This is a genomic window from Paenibacillus sp. AK002 (genome assembly GCF_053903045.1).
In genome coordinates this window covers 5,358,087-5,383,891 of sequence record NZ_CP096377.1, presented here as the reverse complement: position 1 = coordinate 5,383,891, position 25,805 = coordinate 5,358,087, and the positions used below count along the sequence as shown (strand labels likewise).

Below are 25,805 nucleotides of genomic sequence, written 5' to 3'. Positions count from 1 at the left end.
ATACTGTGTACGCCTATCGTAAAATGCGGGAAGAACAGGAGCTGTCATGCGAAGCCGCAGTCATTTCGCATATCGATACCGAAGAGGTAAAGGAATAGGGGTATACGATCATAAAACTGTTGGATCGAAGTGCGAGTCGTCCCAACCGGTTTTTGACCACTGCGAATTTTTCGCCGGAACATTCTGAGTTGAAGAGGAGAATGATCAGGATTGCCAAGTTTAACAAGCAGTCCCTTAAATGGTCAGCAGTTGGACTGGTCTTGTTTTTGCTATTACTCGCCGTTTCATTGACCAATGCCAAGGAAGTAGATGTAAACCCTGACCTGGTAAAAGAAATCGCTCAACAGGAATCAATTCATGCACCTGGGCATGTTGTCAATAAATCACGGCTTACATTTCCATCGCTGGCAGCGATGAGGTCAGGGGTTCGATCCCCTCAGGCTCCATACGAAGAAAAACCCTAGAGAAATCAAGGCTTTTTGTTTTTTATCGGAAATTTTGACCGGGCGGAATTTACCCGGCCACAATAACCCAAAGCGTCCCACAAGTCTTTTTTCAAGGCTTGCGGGACGCTTTTCTTCTGTTCCAGAATAAATCACTGATATGGAATATTTGATTCAGGTGAGCGACTTTACGATTTAACATAGAATTTACGAGACTTTTACATAGATATCATTGAATATGTCAGTGACATAAATTAACTTCAAATTAGATCCCTTGTGGATACGAGTCGACTCAACGATTAGAGGGATAATTTGATGAAAGATGCACGTTTGATGAAACAGAATCAATTATATCACCGGGTGGCTGATCAGGTAATCGAGATTATTCAGAGTCGTCGGCTGCGGCCGCATGATCCTGTTCCATCCGAAGGAGAGCTTGCCAAGCTATTCGGCGTAAGTCGGATGACGAGCAAGCTGGCGCTTCAAAAGCTGGCAGAGCAGGGACTGGTGTACCGCCTGCCCCGCAGAGGGACCTTCCTTGCCCAGCCGCAAGATGGATTGCTGGCCGATGGAGGAACTTCACCAAAGGTCACCGAGGCGGCGCCGAACGTAGAGAGGCCGTTCGGACAGATCGCACTCATTATGCCTCATCTATCCGATTACACTTCCAGAATCATCGCCGCCGCCGAGGCTGAAGTGCGAAAGCACGGGTGCGACCTCATTTTAAAAATGACGAAGGACCGCGACGATGAGGATCTTTGTCTGGAAAGGCTGGTCGAAGGAGGGATCACCGGCATCATTCTGTTTCCTCAGGGGCGGAAGACCTGCAGCGATCAGGTGCTGCGACTAAAGCTTTGCAAACTGCCGCTGGTGATCATCGATCGTATTTTCCATGAAGTGGAGATCGATTGCGTGTATCACGACCATTATATGGGCTCTTATCAAATGACCAAGTATTTGATCGAGAAGGGGCACCGGGAGATCGGATACACTTCGAACCCGATCGACAATATCACAAGCCGGAAGGAACGGTATCAAGGCTATATCCAAGCGCTGCTCGATCATAAAATTCCGGTGAAGATCCAGAACATTCATTTTCGAAGCGTCACTTGCGATACCAGCCGCATTAATGAGCTCGATCCGGAACAGGAGCGGTTTATTCAGGACAACCCCCGGATGACGGCCATCATGTGCGGGGATGACCATGTCGCCATCTCGACCATTCACACCGCACTGCAAATGGGGATTCCGGTTCCTGAAAAGCTGTCCATCGTCGGGTTTTCCGATATCCAGTTAGCGGCATATATTCCGACACCGCTTACGACGGTTCGACAAGACACCGAGAAGCTTGCCCGATCGGCCGTTGATTTGCTGATGAAGCGCGTTGGCAACTCCAACGAGAATCCCATCACCATTAAAATTCAAACATCGATAGTAGAACGGCAATCCGTTCAATCCTGGACGTAAAATGGACCACTACAGTTTGCATGGCAAGGAGACATGACTTTGAAAATTCACTTTCTAGGAACCGCAGCCGCAGAGGGCTTCCCCAATGCATTTTGCCGCTGCGAGCATTGCAACAAAGCGCGGGAGCTTGGGGGAAAAAATATCCGCACACGAACTTCCGCCATCCTGGACGATGTCATCAAGTTTGACTATTCCCCGGATTCCTATATGCAGGCGCTGCGGGACAATATCGATCTGGGAGCAATCGAGCACCTGCTCGTCACGCATTCGCATATGGACCATTTCAATGCCGCTGATCTGGAATGCCGCAGGGAAGGGATTGCGCACGGCCTCCAGCATCCGCTGCACATTTACGGGAATGGTACCGTGATGCACCACACGCGTGCCGCCATCGGCCGCTTTGAAGGACAAAGGTATCAATTTCATCTGTTGCGCCCGTATGAGACCTTCGCTATGGGCGATGCAACGGTAACGCCATTGTTGGCCGATCATGACCGGATGGAAACCTGTCTATTATACGTGATCGAAAAGGAAGGAAAAAAACTGCTGTACGGGCATGATTCGGGCTGGTTCCCGGATGCGACATGGGCGTGGTTAAAGGGCAAAAGCCTGGATTGCGCCATTCTCGACTGCACGCATGGATATACGGGGAACTCCCGCGACCGCAATCATATGTGCGTGGAAACGGTGCTGGAAGTCCAGCGCGAGTTCCAAAAAGAAAATATCCTGAAGCCCGAAGGCCAAATCGCCGTCACACATTTTAGCCATAATTCCAAGCTGCTACATGAGGATTTTGTCCGCATCTTCAGCCCCGTCGGTATTTTGCCGGCATATGACGGGTTGATCATCAACATTTAAACAAAACAAAATGACACGATCAAAGGAGAGTTAAGGAATCATGAGAAAACTTTCAATGGCGCTACTTCTCATTATGTGTGTGATTGTATCGGCTTGCGGAGGCGGCAACAATGCCGGCAATGCAAACGCAGGCACTTCGGAGGGGACACCGGGTGCGTCGGAATCGTCATCAAATGAACCAGCCCAGAATGAAAAGCTGATCGTGTACACCAATGCAAACTCCGACGGCCGCGGTGAATGGCTGATTGAGAAAGCGAAGGGTGCGGGCTTTGACATCGAAATTGTCGGAGCGGGCGGCGCCGATTTGACGAACCGGTTGATTGCCGAGAAGAACAACCCGATCGCGGACGTTGTATACGGCTTGAACAATATGCTTTATGAGAATTTGAAAAAGGAAGACGCTCTGGCTAAGTTTGTTCCAAGCTGGGCGGGAGATGTTGAGCAGGGCTTGAACGATCCGGAAGGCTACTATCATGGGCTTGTGAAGCAAGCGATTCTGCTTGGTTATAACCCGAACGAATTCTCGGCCGATACTGCGCCAAAGGACTGGACGGACCTTTATAAGAACGATGCTTATAAAGGGAAATACGAAGCTCCTACGCTGCTTGGACAAAATACGCCTCGCCTTGTTGTAGCGGGCATTCTGACCCGTTTCCAAGATCCGAACGGCGATCTGGGCGTATCCGAGGAGGGCTGGAATGAAATTCAGCAATTGTATGACAACGGAGTCAGCGCAGTCGAGGGCGAAGACTTCTATGCCAATTTGGCCAGTAGTAAAACGCCGCTAGGAGCGCTCGTCTCCGGAACCCTGCAGCAGAAGGAAGAGCAATATAACGTGAAAGCAGGCATTGTCAGCCCGGAAATCGGCGTACCAATGGTCGTGGAGCATGCGGCGATCGTAAACGGAACGAAGAAGCAGGCAACGGCGGAGCGGTTCGTGGAATGGCTCGGATCCAGCGAAGTCCAAGGGGAATTTGCGGCTGAGTTCAATGCCATGCCGGCAAATACGAAGGCGGTCGAGCAAGCCAATGAGTCTGTCAAGGAGCTGTTTACTTCGTTAAAACCTCAAGATTTCGATTGGGCCTTTATTGCCGAAAACATGGATCTGTGGGCGGAGAAAATCGAATTGGAGATTATGCAATAAATATGATTACATTCCAGAACGTTGACATTAAATTCGGAGAATTTCATGCGGTCAAAAACCTTAATTTGCATATTCGGGAAGGGGAATTCTTCACATTCCTCGGTCCCTCGGGTTGTGGGAAGACGACGACCCTCCGCAGTCTGGTCGGGTTTATTATGCCTACGAGCGGACAGATCCTGCTGAAAGACGCCGACATTACCCGTTTGCCGATCGAAAAAAGAGAGATCGGGATGGTATTTCAAAGCTATGCATTGTTTCCAACGATGAATGTGTATGAGAATATCGCCTTCGGCTTGCGAGTCAAGAAGTTTTCCAAGGCGGAAGTGGACCAGAAAGTAAAGGACATTGCCCGGAAGGTTGATTTGAAAGATGATCAGCTGTTCAAGAAGGTATCGGAGCTATCCGGAGGCCAGCAGCAGCGCGTCGCGATTGCCAGGGCGCTGGTTTTGAAGCCGAGCATCTTGGTATTGGACGAACCTTTATCCAACTTGGACGCCAAGCTGCGGGTGCAGCTGCGCAACGAGCTGAAACAACTGCAGAAGAAATTCGGGATCACAACGATTTATGTCACGCACGACCAGGAAGAAGCATTAACGCTGTCCGACCGGATTGGAGTATTCAATCATGGGGTCCTGGAGCAAGTGGGAACGCCCTTGGAAGTTTACAATCAATCGCAAACGGAGTTTGTATGCAATTTCATAGGAGATATTAATCGGATCGATCCGCGGATGGTGGAGAACAGCCGGTTGAACGATGTTGTTCAGCCAGGGAATATCGCCTATATCCGCAATGAAAAGGTAAGCCTGCTGCCCCTGCAGGGGATCGATACGGTCGAACTGAAAGGCAAGATCGCGGACCGGGAATTTTACGGTTTATACAGCAAGTACGTATTGGAGATTGCCGGCGGCGGACGGCTAAAGACCATCGAAATCGAAAGCCGGCTCGTCCATCATGAGGTCGGCGACGATGTGGACATCTACCTCCCGGTCCGCGATATTTTGCAATACCCGATGAAGGAGGGGGAAGCATGAATGCCCGGAACCTGAGCGCCCGGCTGGCTTCCGTAAACCCTGTTTCGATCCTTTTATACGGGTTGATTGCCTGGTTTGTCATTGCCTTCCTGATTTATCCGAACTTGAATATTTACGGCGAAATTTTCTTTAAGGACGGCAAATTTACGCTCGAAGCGGCAGAGAAGCTGTTTTCTTCCGAGCGCGCGATGAGAAGTTTATATAACAGCTTTATTCTCGCCTTTTCCCTTGTCGTTACGGTAAATGTGGTGGGTATAACACTGGTTTTGATTTCGGAATATTTCGATATCAAAGGCGCGAGATTTTTGCGGCTGGGTTATTTTACGACCTTGATTTACAGCGGAGTCGTGCTGGTGTCCGGCTATAAATTCGTTTATGGCGAAGAAGGGTTTATGACCAAGCTCCTGGCTCAATGGTTCCCTTCTTTTAATACGACATGGTTTCATGGCTACTGGGCGGTTTTATTCGTCATGACGTTCGCATGCACGTCGAACCACTTCCTGTTCCTGAGCAATGCGATTCGCAAAATCGACTTCCAAACGGTGGAAGCCGCGAGAAATATGGGGGCGTCTACTTGGTATATCTTAAGGCGGGTCGTACTTCCGGTCCTGAAGCCTACGATCTATGCGTTGACGATCCTGACTTTTCTCACTGGCCTGGCTGCGACGTCCGCGCCGCTTATTCTCGGGGGGAAGGAATTCCAGACGATTACGCCGATGATTCTGACGTTCTCGAAAAGCATGACGTCAAGAGATTTGGCTGCACTGCTGGCGCTTATTCTCGGAGTAGCCACGCTGGTGTTGTTGACCGTGATGATCCGGTTCGAACGAAAAGGCAACTTCATGTCGGTCTCCAAAGTCAAATCGGAGCTGGTCAAACAAAAAATCCGCAGCAAATCCGGTAACATAGCCGCTCATATTCTGGCTTACAGCCTGTTTGTCCTCTACATCGTTCCGGTTGTGCTGATCATCATCTTTTCGTTCACCGATGCGGCAAGTATCTCTACCGCCACGTTGAATTTAAACAGCTTCACGTTGGATAATTACATTCAAGTGTTTTCATCCATGTCGGCATTCAAGCCTTATCTTGTGAGTATTCTATATGCCGCGGCAGCCTCGGTCATTGTCGTCGCATTGGCGCTGGCCGCGTCAAGGATATTGCATAAATATAAGAACAAGTGGGCGCTTGCCCTGGAATACGCATTGCTGATTCCGTGGATTCTGCCGTCGACGCTGATTGCGATCGGACTGATCGTGACCTTTAACACGCCGAAGCTGATGATCGGGAATACGGTGTTGGTTGGCACGATCTGGATGCTTCTGATTGCCTATGTCATCATCCATATTCCTTTCACCCTGCGAATGGTCAAGGCCTCCTTCTTCAGCTTGGACAGCAATCTGGAAGATGCTGCAAGGAATTTGGGTGCTAAACCGTTCTATACGTTCAGAAAAGTATTGCTGCCGATCATTCTACCGTCGACGCTAGCTGTGCTTGCCTTGAATTTCAACGGAATTTTGGCCGATTATGACGTTACCGTGTTCCTCTATCATCCTTTGTACCAGCCGTTAGGAATCGTCATCAAGAACAGCACGGATGCGCAGGCGCTCGCGGATACCAAAGCGTTGACCTTGGTTTATTCGGTTATACTGATGATCATGTCGTCCATTACGTTATATTTCGTTTATGGAAGAAACAGCAGATCCTGAAGGTTTTCATTCCCTGAACACGGGCTTTTGGTGAAGAATTCAAACACAAAGAAAAACTTAAGGCGGACCTGGATGACTTTTGTCCAATCCGCCTTTTTGATTTGACTCCAAGCGATGCCTAATTGCTTAATCCTGGCCAAGTTCGAAGTATACCCGTATCGTAACGGGTTATGAACCTGGCGGGAATGCATAACCGTGTCCAAAATCAACATAATAAGGAAAAACATCCAGTGAGGAAGGGAGCCTAACATGATGAAGGAACATTCTGCCAACCATGAGCAAGAGGAACAAATTACTCCGTGTCTAACCGAGTCCATAGGCAGAATCCGAGACATGTTCACGGATACTCCCGACCTGATCGTACGAAAACTAACCATTAAACAAACCGGGGAAAAAGCGGCAATCGTGTATATGGAGGAATTGACCGATAAGACATGCCTCAATCACGATATTCTTGCTCCGCTTCAGCTTGAGTCCGGGAACCCGTCCGATGACTTTATTACAAATGTAGGATATGTTAAGCCTGAATCCTTATGGACTAAACTGAGGCTGAGCCTTATGCTCGGTAACAGCGTGTTGTTCATCGAAGGTCGCGGCGTCGCGTATATACTGGACACCAAAGGACTGCCTACACGCGCGATCGAAGATCCGCAGCAGGAGCCCTCACTCAAAGGGGCGCATCAAGGATTCATTGAAATCGGCTCACAAAATATTGCCATGATCCGTCGTTATATCCCAGACAAGGAGTTGAAGTTAAGGCGCTACATCGTTGGAAGAAGGGGACAAACGGCGGTTACGTTAATTTATTTGGAAGATGTCGCTCAACCGGAAATTATTAAGGTATTCGAGGAACGCATTCAATCCATCGATGTCGATGCCATTATTAATACCGGTGAGCTAGCCGAATTCATTGAAGACCAGCCTCTTGCGCTGCTTCCGCAGATCCTTACGACCGAAAGGCCGGATACGGCCGCTTCACATATTTTGCAAGGACGCTGCGTCGTTGTTGTGGACGGTTCGCCCAGTGTTTTGGTGGCGCCTGCAACTTTTATGTCTTTTTTTCAGACGGTGGATGATTACAGCTCTCGTTGGTCCATATCGTCGTTCCTTCGAATTTTGCGAATCTTTGCATTTTTTATCGCTATTTTTTTACCTGGTTTTTTCATTTCGGTCATCTCTTATCACTTTGAAATCATCCCCATGAAACTGCTGCTAACACTTGGCGAATCACGGGGGCAAGTTCCGTTTCCCCCATTCGTGGAAGCGATCATTATGGAAATCACGCTTGAGATGCTGAGGGAAGCGGGGGTTCGGCTTCCTGCGCCTATTGGGCAGACGGTGGGGATCGTCGGCGGTATCGTGATCGGACAGGCTGTGGTGCAAGCAGGACTGATCAGCAATGTCATGGTGATCGTAGTTGCTTTCACGGCTATCTCTTCTTTCATTATTCCTAATCAAGATATGTTGGCTGCCGTCCGTCTCATGCGATTCATGATCATGGTTCTTGCGACTTGGTTCGGCTTCATTGGCCTGATTGTGGGCATGATGACGATCATGGGGAGACTCATCACGCTTAACTCGCTTAATACCTCCTACAGTACGCCGATTGCTCCGTTTAAAGCTGCAGACTGGAAGGACACCCTTCTGCGCGTTCCGCTATGGCTGATGAGCAACCGTCCCACAAGTACAAGAGCAATACAAGCAAAACGGCAAGGAAGGACCCGAGGCTGGAAGGAGAAACAATAACAGATGAAGACCATTCGTCAGGTATCCATGCTTCAATTTACGCTGATGGTTTCGGCTTTTCAAATCAGCGTTGCATTTTTATCCCTTCCTAGAGAACTGGCCAGACAAGCGGGAACGGATGGTTGGATCGCGATTTTTTTTGGCTGGGGAATGGCAACATTGGCATCCGCAGCGCTCGTTAAGGTGATGAAAAATAGTCCAGACGGTTCGATACTAGAGTTGATACAGCGGTATATGGGAGTCTGGGCAGCTAAAATAGCTGCTTTCATATTTATGGCCTATTATTTGTTACTGGCTTATGACGGTTTTATGATTGCTTCACTTGTTATCAAGCTTTGGTTATTGCCCAGCACGTATATCTATGTTCTAGTGCTGCTGCTGCTCATTCCTACGTTTCAAATTGCGCAGCATGGGTTCCAAGCAATCGGCAGATATAGCGAAATCGTGGCGCTTATCTCCATATGGATTCCATTCGTTTATTTAACTACACTGCGCCATGCCCGCTGGCTTTATTTGCTGCCTGTCTTAAAAGAGGGCTGGTTTCCGGTGCTTTCAACCGTAAAAATCATGTTCTACCCGATGCTGGGTATCGGGCTCGCGTTCTTTATTTACCCCCATCTCGTTAAAAAAGAAAAAGCTTTGACGGCCATGGTGATTTCGAACACGCTCACCTGCCTGGTTTACCTGGGAATCACCCTTGTGTGTTATGTGTACTTCAGTCCTGATGAAATCGGCGAATTCAATGAACCGGTCATCAGCATCATGAAGTCGATCGAACTTCGGTTTATTGAGCGGATAGAAGTTCCCTTTATTGCATTCTATTTGTTTGTGTTCTCTTGCATATGGATCCCTTCCATGCATCTTGTCTCCATGAACTCGGCATGGCTATTGGGGAAAGACAAAGAAAGAGGTCACCTAGCCGTTTGGTGTTTCGCAGTTGCGGTTAGTTTTTTCATCTATAGGCCAAGCTTTATCGATGTCGCTCGAGTTAATAACTTCCTAAACCTCACGGGTTTTGTGATGGAATTTGCTTTGCCTGTATGCCTTCTTATGTATGTGGCCATGACCAAAAAGGTAAGAGGGGGGAGACGCTCATGAGATGGGTTAAACCATTCTCTGCTGCGGTTATGGGCTGCATGCTGCTGCTTGCCCTGATAGGCTGCAGTAATGACAAAACCAATCTTGAAGATGCAACCGTACCTTTAGCCCTCGGTCTGGATGTCAAAGACGGGAAGCTTCGTTATTATTTGTCCGCGCCGGTATTTAGCAGAGATATTAAGAAGAAAAGCCGTGAGGGGGAAGGAATAGCAGAAGGTTTAAGACAGGCAAGAAACCAGGAAGACGCCCAGTTTCCAGGAGCGGTTGCCGGCCGTAATTTTCAGGTGATCGTTGTGGGGAAGAAGCTGCTTCAATATAAGGATTGGTTTAAAGTGCTCGATGTTACGTTCCGCGACCCACGCAATACGACTACCAACCGCATCATTGCTTATGACGGTCCCGTTGCCGATGTCATTAATTTTCAAGCAATGGATCAGCCAACAACCTCCGTGTTTTTAAGAGCGCTGATCGATTCGGGAAGCAGGAGGTCAACAACGGTAAAGACGACGGCTCAAGAGATGCATAGACAATTTCATGACCGTGCAATAACCCCTGCTATCTCGGAGATCATGATCGAGAATGGAAAGATTTTGCTCAAGGGCACGACGCTGCTATCTCAAGAAGGACAGTACCGGGATTCCCTTAGCTATCAAGAAACTTCGCTTCTGCAAATTTTAAAAAAAGAAGCTAAACCAGGAGTCAGCCTCACTTTTCCTGTTGAGGGGGTGCGGGAACGATTGCCTTTTAACACCGATTTGGTGAGTTTTAGCATAGGGGACATCTCGGTGAAGGTTAAGTCTTCCCATGAAGATGGCAGGTTCCATTACTACATTAAGATAAACTCGTTTATCAGCATTACGGAAAAGTTTCTTGAATATGAGCTTCTGGAGAATTCCGAGGAAATGGCGAGTAATTTAAGCAAGGAAATGAAGAAAAGCATCGAGAAGCTCATCGATAAATTTCAGAAGCACAAAATTGACCCGGTAGGATTCGGCCTGTATGCAAGAGCATATCATTATCCGTTATACAAGGCCGCCCAGGATAACTGGGGCGAAGAGCTGGCCCGAGCTCAATTTCACGTAGAGGTTGACCTTCGGATCGGCGCGACGGGGGCTGTGGAGTAAACGATGGAGTTATGTAAGCAATAACAAGAAGGAGTAAGACGCAGTAGGAACACATGGTGTACCTTGCTCATTTAAAAGAGACGAACTAAAAAAGGCTGGTATTATCAGAATCGCTGATAATGCTGGTCTTTTTCCCTATTCCTTTAAATTCAATCTGGTAGGCTCTTTGAATAAAATGCCGCTCAACAAGCGCTCTCACAGAGGACAAGAATTAGCTCGTGCTGGCCGTAAAACCCCGGCCTTGATAAAATACTACTAACTGGGGCGGCGGTATACATGTGCCAAGAAGAGCGCCGGGGTTTGACGAGAGCAAGTCATTGGCAGGGAAAGCTAATGAAATGTCTCGCCAATCATAAGTAAGTATTCGGTTTTAAGGATGTGGGTATCATTTGCAAAAAAAATATCTCGATTATTCTTGGTGCCAGTTTCCTCATTCTGTTGTTGGTAAGTACAGCTTACTTCATTGCTAGGATATTACCTAGTGAGGCAATTAATTCTGTCACCGAACAATCGGAAACTGATTCAATAGGGATCATGACTATGGGAGCAACGGGTGAAGCATCGGCAGGGGAATATTATGTTTCGCCTCAAGGTAAAGACGCTAATCCGGGGACGATGAATGCCCCGCTAGCCAGCATCCAGAAAGCAATCGAATTAGTCAAGCCGGGCGGTTCCGTCATCCTTCTTGAAGGAGTATATCACCAAACGGTGAGCATCGAAAAATCAGGATCGTCAGACCAGGGCTACATATCATTGCGCAGTGCAAAGGGACATACGGCAGTCATGGACGGCAAAGGCGTTCAACCCGTTGAAAATGGCGTCATCCATATTGACAATGCCAGCTATGTACGCGTGGAAGGGGTAGAAATACGCCATTACGATACAAGTTCCGCTGATGTCACTCCCATCGGCATTCATGTGAGCGGCAGCGGCAGAAATATTGAAATCATAGGGAACCGCGTTCACGATATGGGGACCCATGCGGGTCAGAAGGCAGGCGGCGGCAATGCCCATGGCATTGCTGTTTACGGCAACTCGGCAGCTCCGCTCAAGCAGATTGCTATAATCCAAAATGAGCTGTACAACCTGAAGCTGGGAGCCAGCGAGGCCATGGCGATTAATGGAAACGTAGACGGTTTTCGTGTTACGAAGAACCACGTCCACCATAACAACAATATCGGCGTCGACATCATAGGGTTTGAAGGTACCGGACCGAACCCCGTTTTAGATCAGGCGCGAAACGGTGTTATTCAGGAAAATCAGGTATACAGCAATTCCTCTCATGGCAATCCCGCATATGGAAACGACTATTCCGCCGCTGGTATCTATGTTGACGGTGGCAAAGATATCAAAATCATCGATAACGACATTCACGGCAATGATTTTGGAATTGAATTGGCAAGTGAGCATGCCGGAGGTTCAACTTCAAATGTAGAGGTGACACTTAACCGCATTTATAACAATAGCGCGGCAGGCATCACGCTTGGCGGCTATGACGAAGATCGCGGAAGGACGGAAAATTGTATCATTAAAGAGAATGAGTTCACTGAAAACAACACCAAGCATCTTGGTTACGGTGAAATCAATTTGGCCTTCGATACAAGGAACAATGAAATGCGCTATAACTCCATCAAAGCGAATGAGGATGGGCTAATGATCACCAACGAGTTCACCCAAAATGAAGGGAACATAGTGGACTTTAATCACTACAGCAGCAAAAATCAATCGCTTTGGATCTGGAAAGGCGAAGAATATGATGACTTCAGCGCTTATCGGACACAGACAGGGAATGATTTGCATTCGGATTTGAACTTAGAGAGGATTACTTCTTCGTTATAGGGTACATGCAGTATGTTAAGGCCTAGGCAAGTAAACGACGGTGTCGTATCCGTCAGCGCGCCGAATAGTACAAGCAGATAGGCAGCATTATGAAAAGGCAGTGGATTCCAGAGCACAATCCGGAATCCATTGTCTTTTTGGCGTTGCTCTAACCTTGGAACGGCTTGATCGTGTCGCGTATGATCAAGCTTGTAGGCAACATGACTTTCTTATTGCCGTAAGATGAGCCCTCGGTAATTTCAAACAGCAGTTTGGCACTTTCATAGCCGAGGACGTCGAAATATTGCTTCACGGTGCTCAAGGCCACCTTGGCGAACTTGGAGCTCTCGAAATCGTCAAAGCCCATGAGGGATAATTGTTCGGGTATGCGTATGTCAAGTGTGGTGAGCTGTTCGATTATCTCCAGGGCCCGCTTGTCGTTCGCGCAGAACAGCGCGGTCAGCCCACCATTTTGGATAAGGCTCACAAGTGCAGCATAGTCTAGTTCCTTATCCAGGAACAAGAGCGAATCGGGTATCGGAATGGACGCATTCGACATGGCGTTGCAATAACCGTTATATCGGTCAACCTCCGGGCTTAGATGATAGTCGTAAGCGGCGAATCCGATTCGCCGATGTCCCTGCTGGATCAAGTATTCTACTGCTTCATAAGCACCGTCATGATTGTTACAGGTGACAACGTTCACCGGATAGCCCGAAGGGGAACGATCCAACATAACGAACGGAATCGATTTTTTTCGAATCTCTCCGAGATAGCCCTTTGCAGCTTCGGGATCGGAGGAATAGATGAGTAAGCCTCTTAGCTCCGTTTGAATGAGTCCCAGAATGAGCTCGCGTTCCTGTTCGAAGTCGTTCTCCACGAATTCGATGATGAGCTTGCAGCCATGCTGGCCTAGAAATGATTGAATGCCTCTCATGATCTGCATATACGAACTGTCGTACAGATCGACGCCGGAGATGACGAAGGCCACCAGATTGGAGGTGGAGGTCTTCTCCGAGGCGTCGGCTTGGCTGGCGACAAAGCTTCCTTTACCTCGGACGCGGTAGATCACGCCCTCGTTCACCAGCTCGGACAGCGCTTTACGCACCGTGATGGAGCTGACATCCAGCAGCTTGGAGAACTCCGACTCGCTAGGAATCCGATCGTCTTTCGTAAATTCCCGATTCTCGATCTGGGATAAGACATAGTCTTTTACCATCTGGTACTTTGGCAGAGCCAAGTCCTTCTTGTTCAAGTAAGTTCACCTCGTATAAACATTTCCTCAATTATAGCGCACATCTGTTTAAAAAGTATACGTGGTTGGAGTGTGAATCGGAAAAGATTTTGTCGAATAGGTGAGGAATTTTCAGGGATTAAGCAAAAAAGAAGCGAAATGATATAAAAAGTTTGAATTATGTGAAGCTCTGTATTACGATGGGGTCGAATAAAGTATGTGTTTTTATTAACTTATAATAATAACTATTGGAGGGACACCTTGCATAAAAATGAATGGATTTATACCAAGCCGCAACCAGATATAAAAATGAGCCGCCGGGGAATCCAGCAGCTCGATCATGGAATTACAACTATAAGAGGTTGTTCAAAAAGTCGTCTTTCCAGGACGAAGCAGATCAGGAAGCGGGTTCGACATCGAATCTTGAATTCAGCCGGGCCTTCCGTTGCTCACGTACCCGCTATGCACGCTCCGCTACTCAGTCCCTAGCTTTATCCAACCTTCTCGGTCCTGTAAACCCGATTTTTTGAACATGCATTATAAGGTTAAAATGGCGCCTTCCTTCTCGAACGGGTAGTCGATGACGATGCGAGCCGCTTCGGTATCGCCGATGCCGCTGTACAGATTGACCTTGCCGTCGGGACGCATTTCGATGCCGGCGGTGAACGCGCAGTCGGTCAGATGTGCCTTCTTGGCGGGGCCATCCGGATAACAAAGCCGGGTGCCGATGATTTTCAAATCCGAAAATTGATTCGTCCGCGGGTCCAGTACGAAAGCCATGTTCATGTAAGTCGACGTATCTCCCTGAGCGTAGCAGATATGGCCGATGACGCCGATCTTCCCGCTTTCGAGCAAGTAAGCCTGGTTGCAGCCGCCCCACTCATCCTTGCTGAATAATCCTCGGATATAAGGGGCGTTCTCGATGACATCCGGTGACAGATCGTCAAGGCTGTCGATGATGGTGAATCCCACCAAGGACTCGCTGCCGAATTCCTTGCGGATCCCTTCGCCGCGCGGCCTGGAGAAGACGCCAATTCTCCCGTCCTGGAGCTCAACGAGCCGAATGTCCTTCATATAATCCGGACCTGTCGTGAAGTAGAGGAGATCGTGAAGATCGCTGCCTTTGTAGAAATAACCGTAGAACGTATCGAGCCGTCCCTGCTTGTAACGGACATGCGTGCCGCCCAATACGAGCTGTTTGTGGATCACGCTAATATAAGGGTCTTCAAGCTGATAAATCATCGTATCCGGCACGGCAGTCCACTCGTCCGGACCGCTCTGCTCGAACAAGCGAACCCATGACCTTGCCCACTCATGTCGTTTCTCCACGCGTCCGTAAATGTAGCGCTTTCCGTTCCATGCGAACGGAATGGAAGGATTGTAGACATCGAAGCCTTCGACTCCTCGGAAGACAAGCTTGGCGCTTTCATAAATGCGTTTGTTTGCTTCGAATTGCTGACGTTGTTCCAATAAGTTCATTCGTGGCCAATCTCCTTTCAGTCTTCAATAACAACTCTATCCTAATCGATAGTGCTGCTTCCGATCTTGCTCTATTTTGGAATGCTTTATGGTGTTTTGACATCGGAAGAACAAGTCAGTATACAAACTAGGAGGGATATCGCCTATGTTAAAGCTTTATGCGGCGGACGGCATTGATCCTGAAATTCAGGCCCACTATCGGCTGATCGCTTCGGTGCGCGACACGATCGGCATGCATACGCACGACTTCTTTGAATTGTTTCTTATCCTGAAAGGAAGCGTTGTACATGTCATTAACGGCAAAAGACAGCTGCTGCAGGAAAATACACTCGTGTTCATACGGGATCGGGACGTTCATTATTATGAGCAAACGACGGACAGCGATTGCCAGTTCATCAATTTGTCGTTCCATCGCCAGGTCCTGGAAGACCTCATCGCTTTCTTGGGAGAAGGGTTTCCAAGCGAAAGACTGCTTGGACCGGCCATGCCGCCGTCGACCTTGCTGTCCAAAATGGAAAAGGAATATGTGCGGTACCGGCTGGACCAGCTCAGTCTGATCCCGCAGGAGAAGAAGCTGGCCGTCAAAGCGGAGGTAAGAGCCGTCATGACCGACCTGTTCTCTAGGTATATCAAGGCTGACGCGGATCCGATTGAACTTACTGGACAACCGGAATGGTTTAAGTCCCTATGCAGAGAGGCAAAAAAGAAAGAGCACTTCACGCGGGGAACGGCTGCGCTTGTCCAGTTGTCGGGCAAATCGCATGCCTACGTATGCAGAATGTTCAGGAAGCACCTCGGAATGTCCCCGACCCAGTACATTAACGAATTGAGAATGTCCTACGCCGAGAATTTGCTGATGAACACGGATATGGATATTGTGGACATCAGCCTTGAAATCGGACTTGATAATGTCAGCTACTTCTACGACTTATTTAAGCGGAGGCATAATGTAACGCCCCATCGGTATCGTCAGTTCGGCACGATTCGGAGATAGTATGCCAATTAACGAGGAATACACAAACATTTTTATCTGTTGACGACTTAAATAGTATGTGTTATTTTCTACTTAGCATAATAACCTGTGAGACAACATGATAATCATATCTATAGGGGACGGTAGACGAAAGCAAATGCGTTTTCGGCGAACGTTAGGATACAGTCTGGGGGTGAAAATGAATGCGCTTACATATAGAACGAACCAAATGGCCAGGCTCATACGACCAGGAGCATTAGCACCAGCTGTATCCGATCACAACATGTTAAGTTAATAGTGCGTGTTCAAAAAGCCAGACTTTCAGCACCGAAGCTTATGCTACCGATGTGCGTTTTTTCAAAACGCTTCAGTTGGATGAAGCAAGGGGCTGAGGAGCGGAGCGTACGTTTTGGGTACGTGAGCACCGGAAGGCCCGGCTGAATTCAAGATTCGATGTCGAATAAACTTTCAGTGCTGCTTCGTGATCAAAGCGGGACTTTTTGAACAACCTCTAACAGTCAGGAGGTGTTCCTTTGAAGACAACCAATAACAGGCTGGTGGCCAGGATCATCAAGCACCGCTATCTCTATCTTATGGTGCTTCCCGGCTTTCTGACGCTGTTAATCTTTCACTATTTTCCGATGTATGGAATATTAATCGCTTTCAAAGATTTCAATGCTTCCAAGGGGATTTGGGGAAGCGAGTGGGTAGGTATAAAATACTTCACTTCTTTTTTTAATGATCCGATGGCGTTCAGGGTATTAAAGAATACTTTGCTTCTTGGTTTGTATACTTTATTTTGGTCATTTCCGGCACCGATTATATTGGCTCTGTTGTTTAATGAATTGAAAAATAAGGGCTTTAAGAAGCTTGTACAGACGGTTTCTTATTTTCCGCATTTTATTTCGGTCGTCATTGTTGCGGGGATGCTTAAGGAATTTACGGCAAGAGACGGTTTGTTTAACCATATTGTCGGATTCTTCGGCGGAGACCCGATCATGTTTCTTCTCGAACCTGACTATTTCCGGACCATCTTCATTTCTTCCGGCATATGGCAGGGCGTCGGGTTCGGCACCATCATCTACCTTGCAGCATTAAGCGGAATTGATCCTACGCTGTATGACGTGGCCGATGTAGACGGCGCAGGCCGGTGGAAAAAAGTCTTGCACATCACATGGCCGTCGCTCAAGCCGACCACCATTATATTGCTGATTTTTGCCGTCGGAGGAATCCTCGGGAGCGATTTCCAGAAGATCATTCTGCTCTATTCGCCTGAGACTTACGAAGTAGCGGATGTCATCGGATCCTATGTTTATCGTCAAGGTATACTGGGCGCACAATACGAGTACACGACGGCCATCGGATTATTCATGTCGGTTATTTCCTTTACGATCCTTTACTTGACCAATTGGTTAAGCCGGAAAGTATCAGAGACGAGTTTGTTCTAGGTGGTGGGATGTTGAAAAAGGCTGGTTTGGGTTCCAGAGCTTTCGATGTATTCAATGTTGTTATCATGCTATTCATCCTGATTGTCGTGCTGTATCCGATTCTGAACATTATCGCGACATCGTTAAGCGGCACGCGTTACATCTCCTCGGGGAGCGTAACGATTTGGCCCAAGGGATTTAATCTGGAAGCGTACACGACGGTATTTCAGGATCCTTACATTTTCAAAGGATATCTGAACTCGATCATTTATGCGGCCGGCTCTACGGGCATCATGCTGCTGTTTACGGCACTGATGGCGTATCCGCTCACGATCCCGGGATTTGCGGGCAAGAAATTTCTGACCATTTTTCTCATGATTACGATGTTTTTCGGCGGCGGCTTAATTCCGACCTATCTGCTTATGCGCGGTTTGAACCTGTTGGATACGGTCTGGGTCATGATTCTCCCCGGTGCGATCAGTGCTTATAATGTGTTTCTGTTTCGGACCTTCTTCCTGAATATTCCTTCTGAACTGAAGGACTCCGCCTATATCGACGGGGCAAGTGACTTGGTGGTTCTCTTCAGGATCATACTGCCGTTGTCGAAAGCGCTGTTTGCAACCTTTGCTCTATTCGGTCTGGTCGGAAGCTGGAATAGTTGGTTCGAGGCTTTGATTTATCTGCGAGATCAGGACAAGTATCCCTTGCAGATGGTGCTCCGAAACTATCTGTTTACTTTGGATACGACTGCGATTCAAGGACGGGTAGGAGGCGGCGCGGTCGCCATCAATGCTCCGGGGGAAACGCTTGATCCCAAGGCGGTACGAATGAGCGTCATCATTATTACCATGTTTCCGATCATGTGTATTTACCCGATCTTCCAGAAGCATTTCACCAAAGGGATATTCGTCGGCTCCATCAAAGGCTAGAGAAGCGGATGCGGCGGTGCAAGCAAGCTAAGTGTGAAGTCATGTATGACCAGTAATAATAGCAGATTTGAAGAAGAAGCGGTTCATTGTGCAAATTAGGGGGAAATGGAATGAACAAATTGGCAAAGATGCTTGTCCTCGGACTGGCTTTACTGATGGTTTTTTCCGGATGTTCGAATAATTCCAAAAAAACCGATACCCATGAAGAGAATCAAGAAGTCATGCGTTTTTCGGTCACCCTGCCTGCGAACGGTGTGGATAATCCGAACAGCCTGGTAGGCAAGGAATGGCATAAACGCATGGAAGCTTATATGGGCAAGAAGGTAGAAATTGAATATAACTATATTCCGTCTTCCGAATATGACGAGAAGGTCAAACTTATGATCGCAAGCGACGATCTGACGGATTTCTTCGTGACGCCTTTGTTCTATGATACGACCGAAATGGCCGAACAAGGCCAGCTTCTCGAGTTAGGCCAGTATCAAGATTTGATGCCGAACTATATGAACTACATTGGCAAGGTAAAAAACGGGATGAAGCGGGTAACGGATGCCGACGGCAACATGTACACCTTTAAAGAAACCTCTACGCCTAGATTCCCCGAGGATCGCGGGATGCTCATCCAGAATACGTCTGCCTACCGCTATGACGTGTTCGAAGCCAATAACATCAAAATTCCGGAAACGCTCGATGAATTTTATGGGGCTGCCAAAAAACTTAAAGAGCTCTACCCCGACAAATATCCCGTTGCGACCAAATGGAATAGCTTGAGATCTCTGTTCTCCGCGAACCATATCCGGGATGAAATTTTCTGGGACGGCGAGAAATACGTATACGGAGTTCTGGATGAAGGATATAAAGATGCGCTCCAATTTGCAAATAAGCTGTATGCGGAGAAGCTGTTAGATCCGGAGTATACGATTGATACAGACGATACGCTGAAAAGAAAAGCGCTGAACGGCGACAACCTCATGTGGCTGACGCAGTGGTTTACGACGCCGGCCGAGTATACGAGAACGGCCGACGATGGGAAGATTTTCGCGGTTTCGTTGTATCCCGACAATCCGAAGTACGGGAAAGCCTGGCAGGAGGTTGTGAACGGCAATACCCCTGACTTGGGCTGGGGAGTCTACGGCGTAAGCTCAAAAGTTAAAAACCCTGAAGAATTGATTAAATTCATCGATTATCAATATTCGGATGAAATGATCCAGCTCATCACTTGGGGAATCGAGGGCACGACCTATACGATCGGAGAAGACGGCGTTCCGACCTTTGTCGACTCGCTGAAAACGGCCAAGGATCCCTGGTTGGAGGGGGATAAATACGGCATGCGCGCAAGCCGGAACCATAATCCCGGTTTGCAGATGGTAAGCGACGCAAGAGCGTTCGTGGATTTTGCCGCGACAGACTATACGGTATTCAACGGTAAATATGAAGAGGTGCCGATTGAGAAGGCGGAATTCCTGACGAGTCTGCCCATGCCCGAGAACGACTATGTTCCTTCTTGGTTGAGCGAGCCGTCGATTCAACTCACGAGCAGTGAAAGCCAGCGGATTTCGGAGATTATGAACCCGATCAAGACGTTCGTTACGGAAGAACAAGCCAAATTCGTAGCAGGCAAGAACAGCTTCGACAATTGGCAGGCATTCATCGATAAGGTCAAAAAAATGGGCAACATTGATGAAGCGCTGAAAATCTATAATGATGCTGCACAAAGAGCGCTAGGAAACGAATAGAGAGAGAGAGCGTCTCTCCGCTGGCTACCGCCGCGGAGGGGCGGTATATCGCAAGGCGATAGGATCCAACCAAAGATAACGAAACCATAGGATGTGAGAAACCTTGAGTGAAAAAAAAGAGATTTTATTCCATGTGGAAAAGCTGCTAAACAAAAGAGATTCATTTATGATAACGAAGCTTTCTTCTATAGAATTTTCCGGTTTTACGACAATGGAACAATTGTTCATTCATGAAATGGATGGACAACCGTTTGAGAGTTTCGCTCCGGGTCTGCGGTGGGGAGAAAATTGGGGCTACGGCTGGTTCCGCTCGAACATTATCGTTCCCGAAGAGGCCGAAGGCAAACGGCTTGTGGCCATGCTTGATTTCGGATCCGAAGCGACCGTATACATAAACGGTGTCGTGAGCGGCGCAAAGGACCTTAACCATCATTACGTAACTTTAACCCGTTCGGCAAAAGCCGGCGAGCCATTTGAAATCGTCGCGGAGGCGTACGCCGGCCATTCGGATTCCAGGCCGACGTTCGGAGAGTCGCAGCTCTGCGTTTTTGAAGAGGAAGTCTACCAGTTTTTCATCGATTTGGAATGCTTGTACGATCTTCGCAATCATCTGGATGCCAAATCCCTCCGCGTGGCGGAGATTGATCGTTGCCTGACTCAGGTGTTCGCGACGATCGACCTGACCCTCCGGCAGGAATCGCTTGGTGAGAACGCTAAGCAGTGTCGGAAGTTGATGGAGCCCTTATTGGCCTGCGTGAACGGTTCGACGGCGCCGACCCTGTACCTGATGGGACAGTCCCACCTGGATGTCGCCTGGCTGTGGCCGATCGCGGAGACAAAGCGGAAGATTGCGCGGACCATGTCCAATCAGCTGGCGCTCATGGACGAATATCCGGAATATACTTACACCCAGAGCCAGCCGTATTTGTTTCAGTTGGTCAAGACGCTGTATCCGGAGCTGTATGAGCGAATCAAACAGGCAGTGAAGGAAGGGAGAATCGTTCCCGAAGGCTCCATGTGGGTGGAGCCCGATACGAATCTGCCAAGCGGCGAGAGCCTGATCCGTCAGGCGCTGCACGGCAAGCGTTTCTTCAAGGGCGAATTCGGCGTGGACAACGAGATGCTGTGGCTGCCTGACGTATTCGGCTATTCCGGGAACCTGCCGCAAATCATGAAAGGCTGCGGGATCCATTATTTTGCGTCTACAAAATTGTTCGGTACTTATGATAATGTAGCGGACCCGTTCCCGCATAATACGTTCATGTGGGAAGGGATCGACGGTTCGCGAATTTTGACGCATCTGATGAACTACGGCGATTACTATCCAATTCGGATCAACCCGTCGTTCTTGATCCATCAGTGGAGCGATCGCGTCCAGCTTGAGGGAATTTCCTCGCGGCTCACGCAGTTCGGACACGGCGACGGGGGCGGCGGCTCCAATCGGGATGATCTCGAATTTATGCGCAGGCTCGCCAATTTGGAAGGCGTCCCCAAGACGAAACATGGCTCGCCGATCGAATTTTTTGAGGATCAAATCGAAAAAGGCATTCCTGAAGCCAAATATGTAGGAGAGCTCTACTACCCCGCTCACCGCGGGACGTATACGACGCAAGCGATCATCAAAAAGCTGAACCGGAAGGCGGAAATCGGTTTCCGCGAGGCGGAGCTGTGGGGGGCTGCGGCGGAGCTGCTTAGTAACCGGGCTTACCCTTACGAGGACTTGGAACGGTTGTGGAAGACCCTGCTGCTGCACCAGTTCCACGATATTCTGCCGGGCTCCTCCATCCATCGCGTCCATGAAGAGGCACAGATTGAGCTGAAGAAATTGAATGAGAACGTGTACGACTTGGCTTCGGATACAAGGGATGCGCTCACGGACGGCGATGCCTCCCGGGTTACCGTCTTTAATTCGCTGTCCTGGCCGAGAAAGGAACTGGTCGCGTTGCCTGTCCGCGTTCATGGCATTGCGGAGGAGAACGGAGCAATTCTGCCGGTGCAACTGCACGAAGGCGTTCGCTATGCCGAGGTAGAGGTGCCTTCCATGGGCTGGTCGACGTACAGGGCTGAAGAAGCGGAAGCGACGGGCGCTCCAGCAGCGTCGGCAGTCCTTGCGACGGAATCGCGTCTGGAGAACGAATGGATTGCGCTAGAAATAAACAAACGGGGCGAGTTAACGACTATTTTTGACAAGGAGACCGGCACGGAATGGGCGGCGGATCGCTGCAACGTCATGCGGATGTATCGGGATCAGAATTCGGATTTTGATGCTTGGGAGATCGATCGGCGCTACCGCTTGGCACCCGTTGAGCTGAATGCGAGCGCCAAAGTATCCGTTACGGCGAACGGCCCGCTCTTCGCGAATATTCGGGTTGAGCGCGAACTGAACCAATCGACCCTGATCCAGGATATCCGGCTTTGTGCCGGCAGCCGCCGGGTGGAATTCCATACGACGGTTCACTGGCGCGAGAAGAATAAGCTGCTAAAAGTCGATTTCCCTGTTTGCGTTCACACAAACGAGTCGTTGCAGGAAATTCAGTTCGGTTACGTCAAGCGGCCGAATCATGCTTCGCGTCCGCATGATGCGGATCGTTACGAAGTGGTTCAGCATAAATGGTCGGCGCTTGCGGAGACAAACCGCGGCTTTGCGCTGCTGAACGATTGCAAATACGGGATTTCTGTCAACGACAATACGATGAGTTTAACGCTGCTTCGGGCTCCGACGTGGCCGGATGAGACGTCCGATCAAGGGACGCACCATTTTACATATGGATTTACGTTCTGGAACGGCTCGTTCCTGGATAGTCCTGTCGTGCGGGAAGCTTACGAGCTGAACTATCCTGTCAGCCTCGTTTCCGGAGGAGGCCGGGAGGCGCAATCGTTGCTCTCTATCGATCAAGCCAATGTGATCGCGGAGACGGTCAAGCTTGCCGAAGACGGATCGGGCGATTGGATCGTGCGTCTGTATGAGAGCAAGGGAGCTTCCGTAGCGTGCGGGCTTCACTTCGGGCTGTCCGTTGCGGCGGTTTATGAGACCAATATGCTGGAGGAGAAGTTGGCGGCTTTGCCGCACGAGGGCGAAGAGGTATCGCTTCAGTTCCGTCCGTTCGAGGTGAAGACGATCAAGCTCCGGCCGAGTGGGAGGAATAGGGGATGAAGCTAAGAGAAGGGGGGCGCCTGGTCATGATCGGCGGCTCGATCACGGTCTGTGAGCGTAAGTATCCATACGGGAGTCAATCGGGTTCGATTGGTCGCGCATGCGAATGGGCTCCTGACGTCTACTGTCCTTAGTTGGTGGAATTTCTACTATATATTGGGGGACAAAGGACAGGTGCTTCCTTCATCAGCATGGGGCAGGTTATCCTCAATATGCATCCCAAGATCTGTACAAAGTTCTTCGAAGCGGACCTGCCCTGTTCGCCTAAGCCGCTTCGCGCGATATTTATAAGCAGGTTTATGGGTCCAAAAGACGTTTCCTCACAGAGAACAGCCGCGCAGCTTGGGCGGCTGTTACACATAAAGAATTATGTATTCGCTTACATTATAGGCCTCGAGACGAGGCTTCTTCATACCGCAAGAAAACTTTCGGTGCTATGTGCTATGTGATCTGGCTTCATTGAATAAGCACGTCAATAGTCGCTTTTTTTGCTCGCTCCCCTACGTTCTTGTATTGCTCTCCTTACTGCGAAAGGAGGTGGTTAGTGAGGAGTTCAACAACGGAGAAGAGATGACACTCAGCGTCACTCGATCGCAAAGCAGCGATAGATCAAACGCATCCAGGTATTTCGTAACCATGGCCGTAGAAATAGGGTTTGAAACAGACGGTATCGGGTCAGCGCAACGATTTTTTCTATTAAAACGACAAGACCGGGAGGTAAGAGAAATGAAAATGAAACAGTGGAAACGTGCGGGGATATGGACTTGCATCCTGCTGATGGCCATGACGGCCCCGGGCGCCGCGATGGCAGCGCAGGCTGCCGGAAGCAGCGCCGAGCAGAATGCGAGCAGCGAGAAGATAAAGGTCAAGGAGCCTTTCATGATCAAGGTCGTGGATGCCGAGACAGGCAGGGGCATTCCTCATGTCCAACTGAAGACGACGAACAGTGTGCTGTATTATACGGACAGTGCCGGTATTGTGGCATTCGACGAGCCAGGTCTGATGGATCAGACGGTCTTCTTCCATATGTCGAGCGACGGCTACGACATTCCTGCCGATATGTTTGGCAACCGGGGGCAGGCTGTAGAGGTTAAGCCAAAGGGCAGTGTAACGCTCGAGATGAATCGGATCAACATTGCAGAGCGGCTGTACCGGCTGACAGGCCAAGGCATTTATCGCGACAGCTTACTCGTTGGCCAGAAGCCTCCCATTAAGGAGCCGCTGATCAACGGTCTGGTCATGGGGCAGGATTCCGTGCAGACGATTGAGTACAACGATAAGCTGTACTGGTTCTGGGGCGATACGGATAGACCGGCCTATCCGTTGGGGAACTTCCGGGTGACGGGTGCGACTTCCAAGCTTCCGAGTAAGGGGGGGCTGGACCCGGATGTCGGCGTTAATCTGGACTATTTTACGAATCAGGACGGTTTCGTCAAAAGCTTGGTGCCGCCTCTGCCTGACGGTGCAGGCATAGCCTGGGTATTCGGTCTGATGACCGCCAAAGATAGCACTGGACAGGAGCGTCTGCTCGCCGGCTACAGCACGCACAATCCTGAACCCACCGCCTTCGGTATTCTCGTCTTTAACGACACCACGAAGGAGTTCGAGCAGGTCGTCCAGTTCCCTTCGAAAGACGATTGGCGCCATCCGGGCGGACAGGCGACCTACTACGAGGAGGGTGGGAAGGGATACTGGCTCTTTACCGAACACCGAATTCCGAATTTGCGCGTTGCTGCCAGCTATGACGCCATTATCGACTATACCCAATACGAATCGTTTACGTGCCTAACGCCGGGAACGACATACAACGGGGCTCAAACCTCGCTGGAACGCGACGCGGACGGCAAGCTCGTATGGGGCTGGAAAAAGGACACTCAGCCGCTCAACCAAGAACAAGAGAAAGAGCTGATCCAGTTAGGCCTGATCAAAACTGACGACCCGCATTATTATCAATTGAAGGATATCGATACTGGTGAAGACGTTCAAATCGCCCAAAGCTCCATAGAATGGAATGAATATCGGCAGCGTTACGTGATGATCGCGCAGCAGGTACTAGGCAAGACATCGGTACTTGGGGAAGTCTGGTACGCGGAAGCGCCATCGCCTCAAGGTCCTTGGACCAATGCCAAGCATATCGTTACGCATAACGACTATACTTTTTATAACGTAGCCCAGCATGAATACTTCAGCAAGGATGGCGGCCGGGTCATCTACTTCGAAGGAACCTATACGAATACTTTCACGAATCATGTTCCAACCCCGCGGTATAACTACAATCAGGTCATGTATAAACTCGACTTGGCGAATCCGAAGCTAGGGCTTGAGCCGGTTCAAGAAACGACCGGTAAATAGCGCCAGAGATTTTGGATAAACGAATAAGGACCTTTCCGTAAGCGCTGTGGGGCTTTACCGGAGAGGTCCTTTTCGACTTGAGCTTC

19 protein-coding genes are annotated in these 25,805 nt (G+C 49.2%); 17 read left to right on the top strand and 2 right to left on the bottom strand.

The window, feature by feature from the left end; translation table 11 throughout:
• Positions 1-152: 152 nt before the first annotated feature.
• The 10 genes from M1D70_RS23930 (at position 153) to M1D70_RS23885 (ending at position 12,456) form a co-directional block, all read left to right on the top strand.
• Positions 153-464, top strand: coding sequence for a hypothetical protein (locus tag M1D70_RS23930; protein ID WP_456288160.1), 312 nt, complete (start codon positions 153-155; stop codon positions 462-464).
• A gap of 294 nt (positions 465-758) precedes the next feature.
• Positions 759-1,910 carry a GntR family transcriptional regulator gene (locus tag M1D70_RS23925; protein ID WP_456288159.1) on the top strand — a complete coding sequence of 384 codons (1,152 nt, stop codon included), beginning with the start codon at positions 759-761 and terminating at the stop codon, positions 1,908-1,910.
• Between the two features lie 39 nt (positions 1,911-1,949).
• Complete coding sequence (locus M1D70_RS23920) at positions 1,950-2,768, top strand: MBL fold metallo-hydrolase (RefSeq protein ID WP_456288158.1); 819 nt, start codon at positions 1,950-1,952, stop codon at positions 2,766-2,768.
• Positions 2,769-2,808: 40 nt separating this feature from the next.
• Positions 2,809-3,912: an extracellular solute-binding protein gene (locus M1D70_RS23915; protein WP_456288157.1), complete on the top strand. Its 1,104-nt coding sequence runs from the start codon at positions 2,809-2,811 to the stop codon at positions 3,910-3,912.
• 2 nt (positions 3,913-3,914) lie between these two features.
• Positions 3,915-4,943: an ABC transporter ATP-binding protein gene (locus tag M1D70_RS23910; protein ID WP_009593289.1), complete on the top strand. Its 1,029-nt coding sequence runs from the start codon at positions 3,915-3,917 to the stop codon at positions 4,941-4,943.
• Positions 4,940-6,649, top strand: a complete 1,710-nt coding sequence (locus M1D70_RS23905; RefSeq protein WP_009593290.1) for an ABC transporter permease — start codon at positions 4,940-4,942, stop codon at positions 6,647-6,649. Before M1D70_RS23910 ends, M1D70_RS23905 begins: the two co-directional genes overlap by 4 nt.
• Positions 6,650-6,898: 249 nt before the next feature.
• On the top strand, positions 6,899-8,395 hold the full coding sequence (locus tag M1D70_RS23900; RefSeq protein ID WP_456288156.1) for a spore germination protein: 1,497 nt from the start codon (positions 6,899-6,901) through the stop codon (positions 8,393-8,395).
• A 3-nt stretch (positions 8,396-8,398) separates the two neighbouring features.
• Positions 8,399-9,493: a GerAB/ArcD/ProY family transporter gene (locus M1D70_RS23895; protein ID WP_456288155.1), complete on the top strand. Its 1,095-nt coding sequence runs from the start codon at positions 8,399-8,401 to the stop codon at positions 9,491-9,493.
• Positions 9,490-10,617, top strand: a complete 1,128-nt coding sequence (locus M1D70_RS23890) for a Ger(x)C family spore germination protein (protein WP_009593245.1) — start codon at positions 9,490-9,492, stop codon at positions 10,615-10,617. Before M1D70_RS23895 ends, M1D70_RS23890 begins: the two co-directional genes overlap by 4 nt.
• 378 nt (positions 10,618-10,995) lie before the next feature.
• Positions 10,996-12,456 (top strand): DUF1565 domain-containing protein, encoded by a 1,461-nt coding sequence (locus tag M1D70_RS23885; protein ID WP_456288154.1) that lies wholly within the window; start codon positions 10,996-10,998, stop codon positions 12,454-12,456.
• A 148-nt stretch (positions 12,457-12,604) separates the two neighbouring features.
• Here the strand turns inward: M1D70_RS23885 and M1D70_RS23880 are convergent, their stop codons facing one another.
• Complete coding sequence (locus M1D70_RS23880; RefSeq protein ID WP_009593237.1) at positions 12,605-13,690, bottom strand: substrate-binding domain-containing protein; 1,086 nt, start codon at positions 13,688-13,690, stop codon at positions 12,605-12,607.
• Positions 13,691-14,206: 516 nt separating this feature from the next.
• Positions 14,207-15,148 carry an MTP-1 family protein gene (locus M1D70_RS23875; RefSeq protein ID WP_009593279.1) on the bottom strand — a complete coding sequence of 314 codons (942 nt, stop codon included), beginning with the start codon at positions 15,146-15,148 and terminating at the stop codon, positions 14,207-14,209.
• 145 nt (positions 15,149-15,293) lie between these two features.
• Between M1D70_RS23875 and M1D70_RS23870 the strand changes: the two genes are divergently transcribed.
• The 7 genes from M1D70_RS23870 to M1D70_RS23840 all read left to right on the top strand — a co-directional run bounded on the left by M1D70_RS23870 (position 15,294) and on the right by M1D70_RS23840 (position 25,719).
• Entirely contained in the window at positions 15,294-16,142 is an 849-nt protein-coding gene (locus tag M1D70_RS23870) for an AraC family transcriptional regulator (RefSeq protein ID WP_456288153.1), read from the top strand.
• 512 nt (positions 16,143-16,654) lie between these two features.
• Positions 16,655-17,569, top strand: a complete 915-nt coding sequence (locus tag M1D70_RS23865; protein ID WP_009593214.1) for an ABC transporter permease — start codon at positions 16,655-16,657, stop codon at positions 17,567-17,569.
• A gap of 11 nt (positions 17,570-17,580) precedes the next feature.
• A complete protein-coding gene (locus M1D70_RS23860; RefSeq protein WP_036672725.1) occupies positions 17,581-18,477 on the top strand; it encodes a carbohydrate ABC transporter permease in 897 nt (298 codons plus the stop codon).
• Positions 18,478-18,587: 110 nt separating this feature from the next.
• The gene (locus tag M1D70_RS23855; protein ID WP_009593238.1) at positions 18,588-20,213 is read left to right on the top strand and encodes an ABC transporter substrate-binding protein; all 1,626 of its coding nucleotides are present in this window, start codon (positions 18,588-18,590) and stop codon (positions 20,211-20,213) included.
• Positions 20,214-20,316: 103 nt separating this feature from the next.
• Positions 20,317-23,367, top strand: a complete 3,051-nt coding sequence (locus M1D70_RS23850; protein ID WP_456288152.1) for a glycoside hydrolase family 38 N-terminal domain-containing protein — start codon at positions 20,317-20,319, stop codon at positions 23,365-23,367.
• The gene (locus tag M1D70_RS23845) at positions 23,364-23,501 is read left to right on the top strand and encodes a hypothetical protein (protein ID WP_456288151.1); all 138 of its coding nucleotides are present in this window, start codon (positions 23,364-23,366) and stop codon (positions 23,499-23,501) included. Before M1D70_RS23850 ends, M1D70_RS23845 begins: the two co-directional genes overlap by 4 nt.
• Before the next feature lie 592 nt (positions 23,502-24,093).
• The gene (locus M1D70_RS23840; protein ID WP_009593228.1) at positions 24,094-25,719 is read left to right on the top strand and encodes a hypothetical protein; all 1,626 of its coding nucleotides are present in this window, start codon (positions 24,094-24,096) and stop codon (positions 25,717-25,719) included.
• The last annotated feature ends 86 nt before the right edge of the window (positions 25,720-25,805 follow it).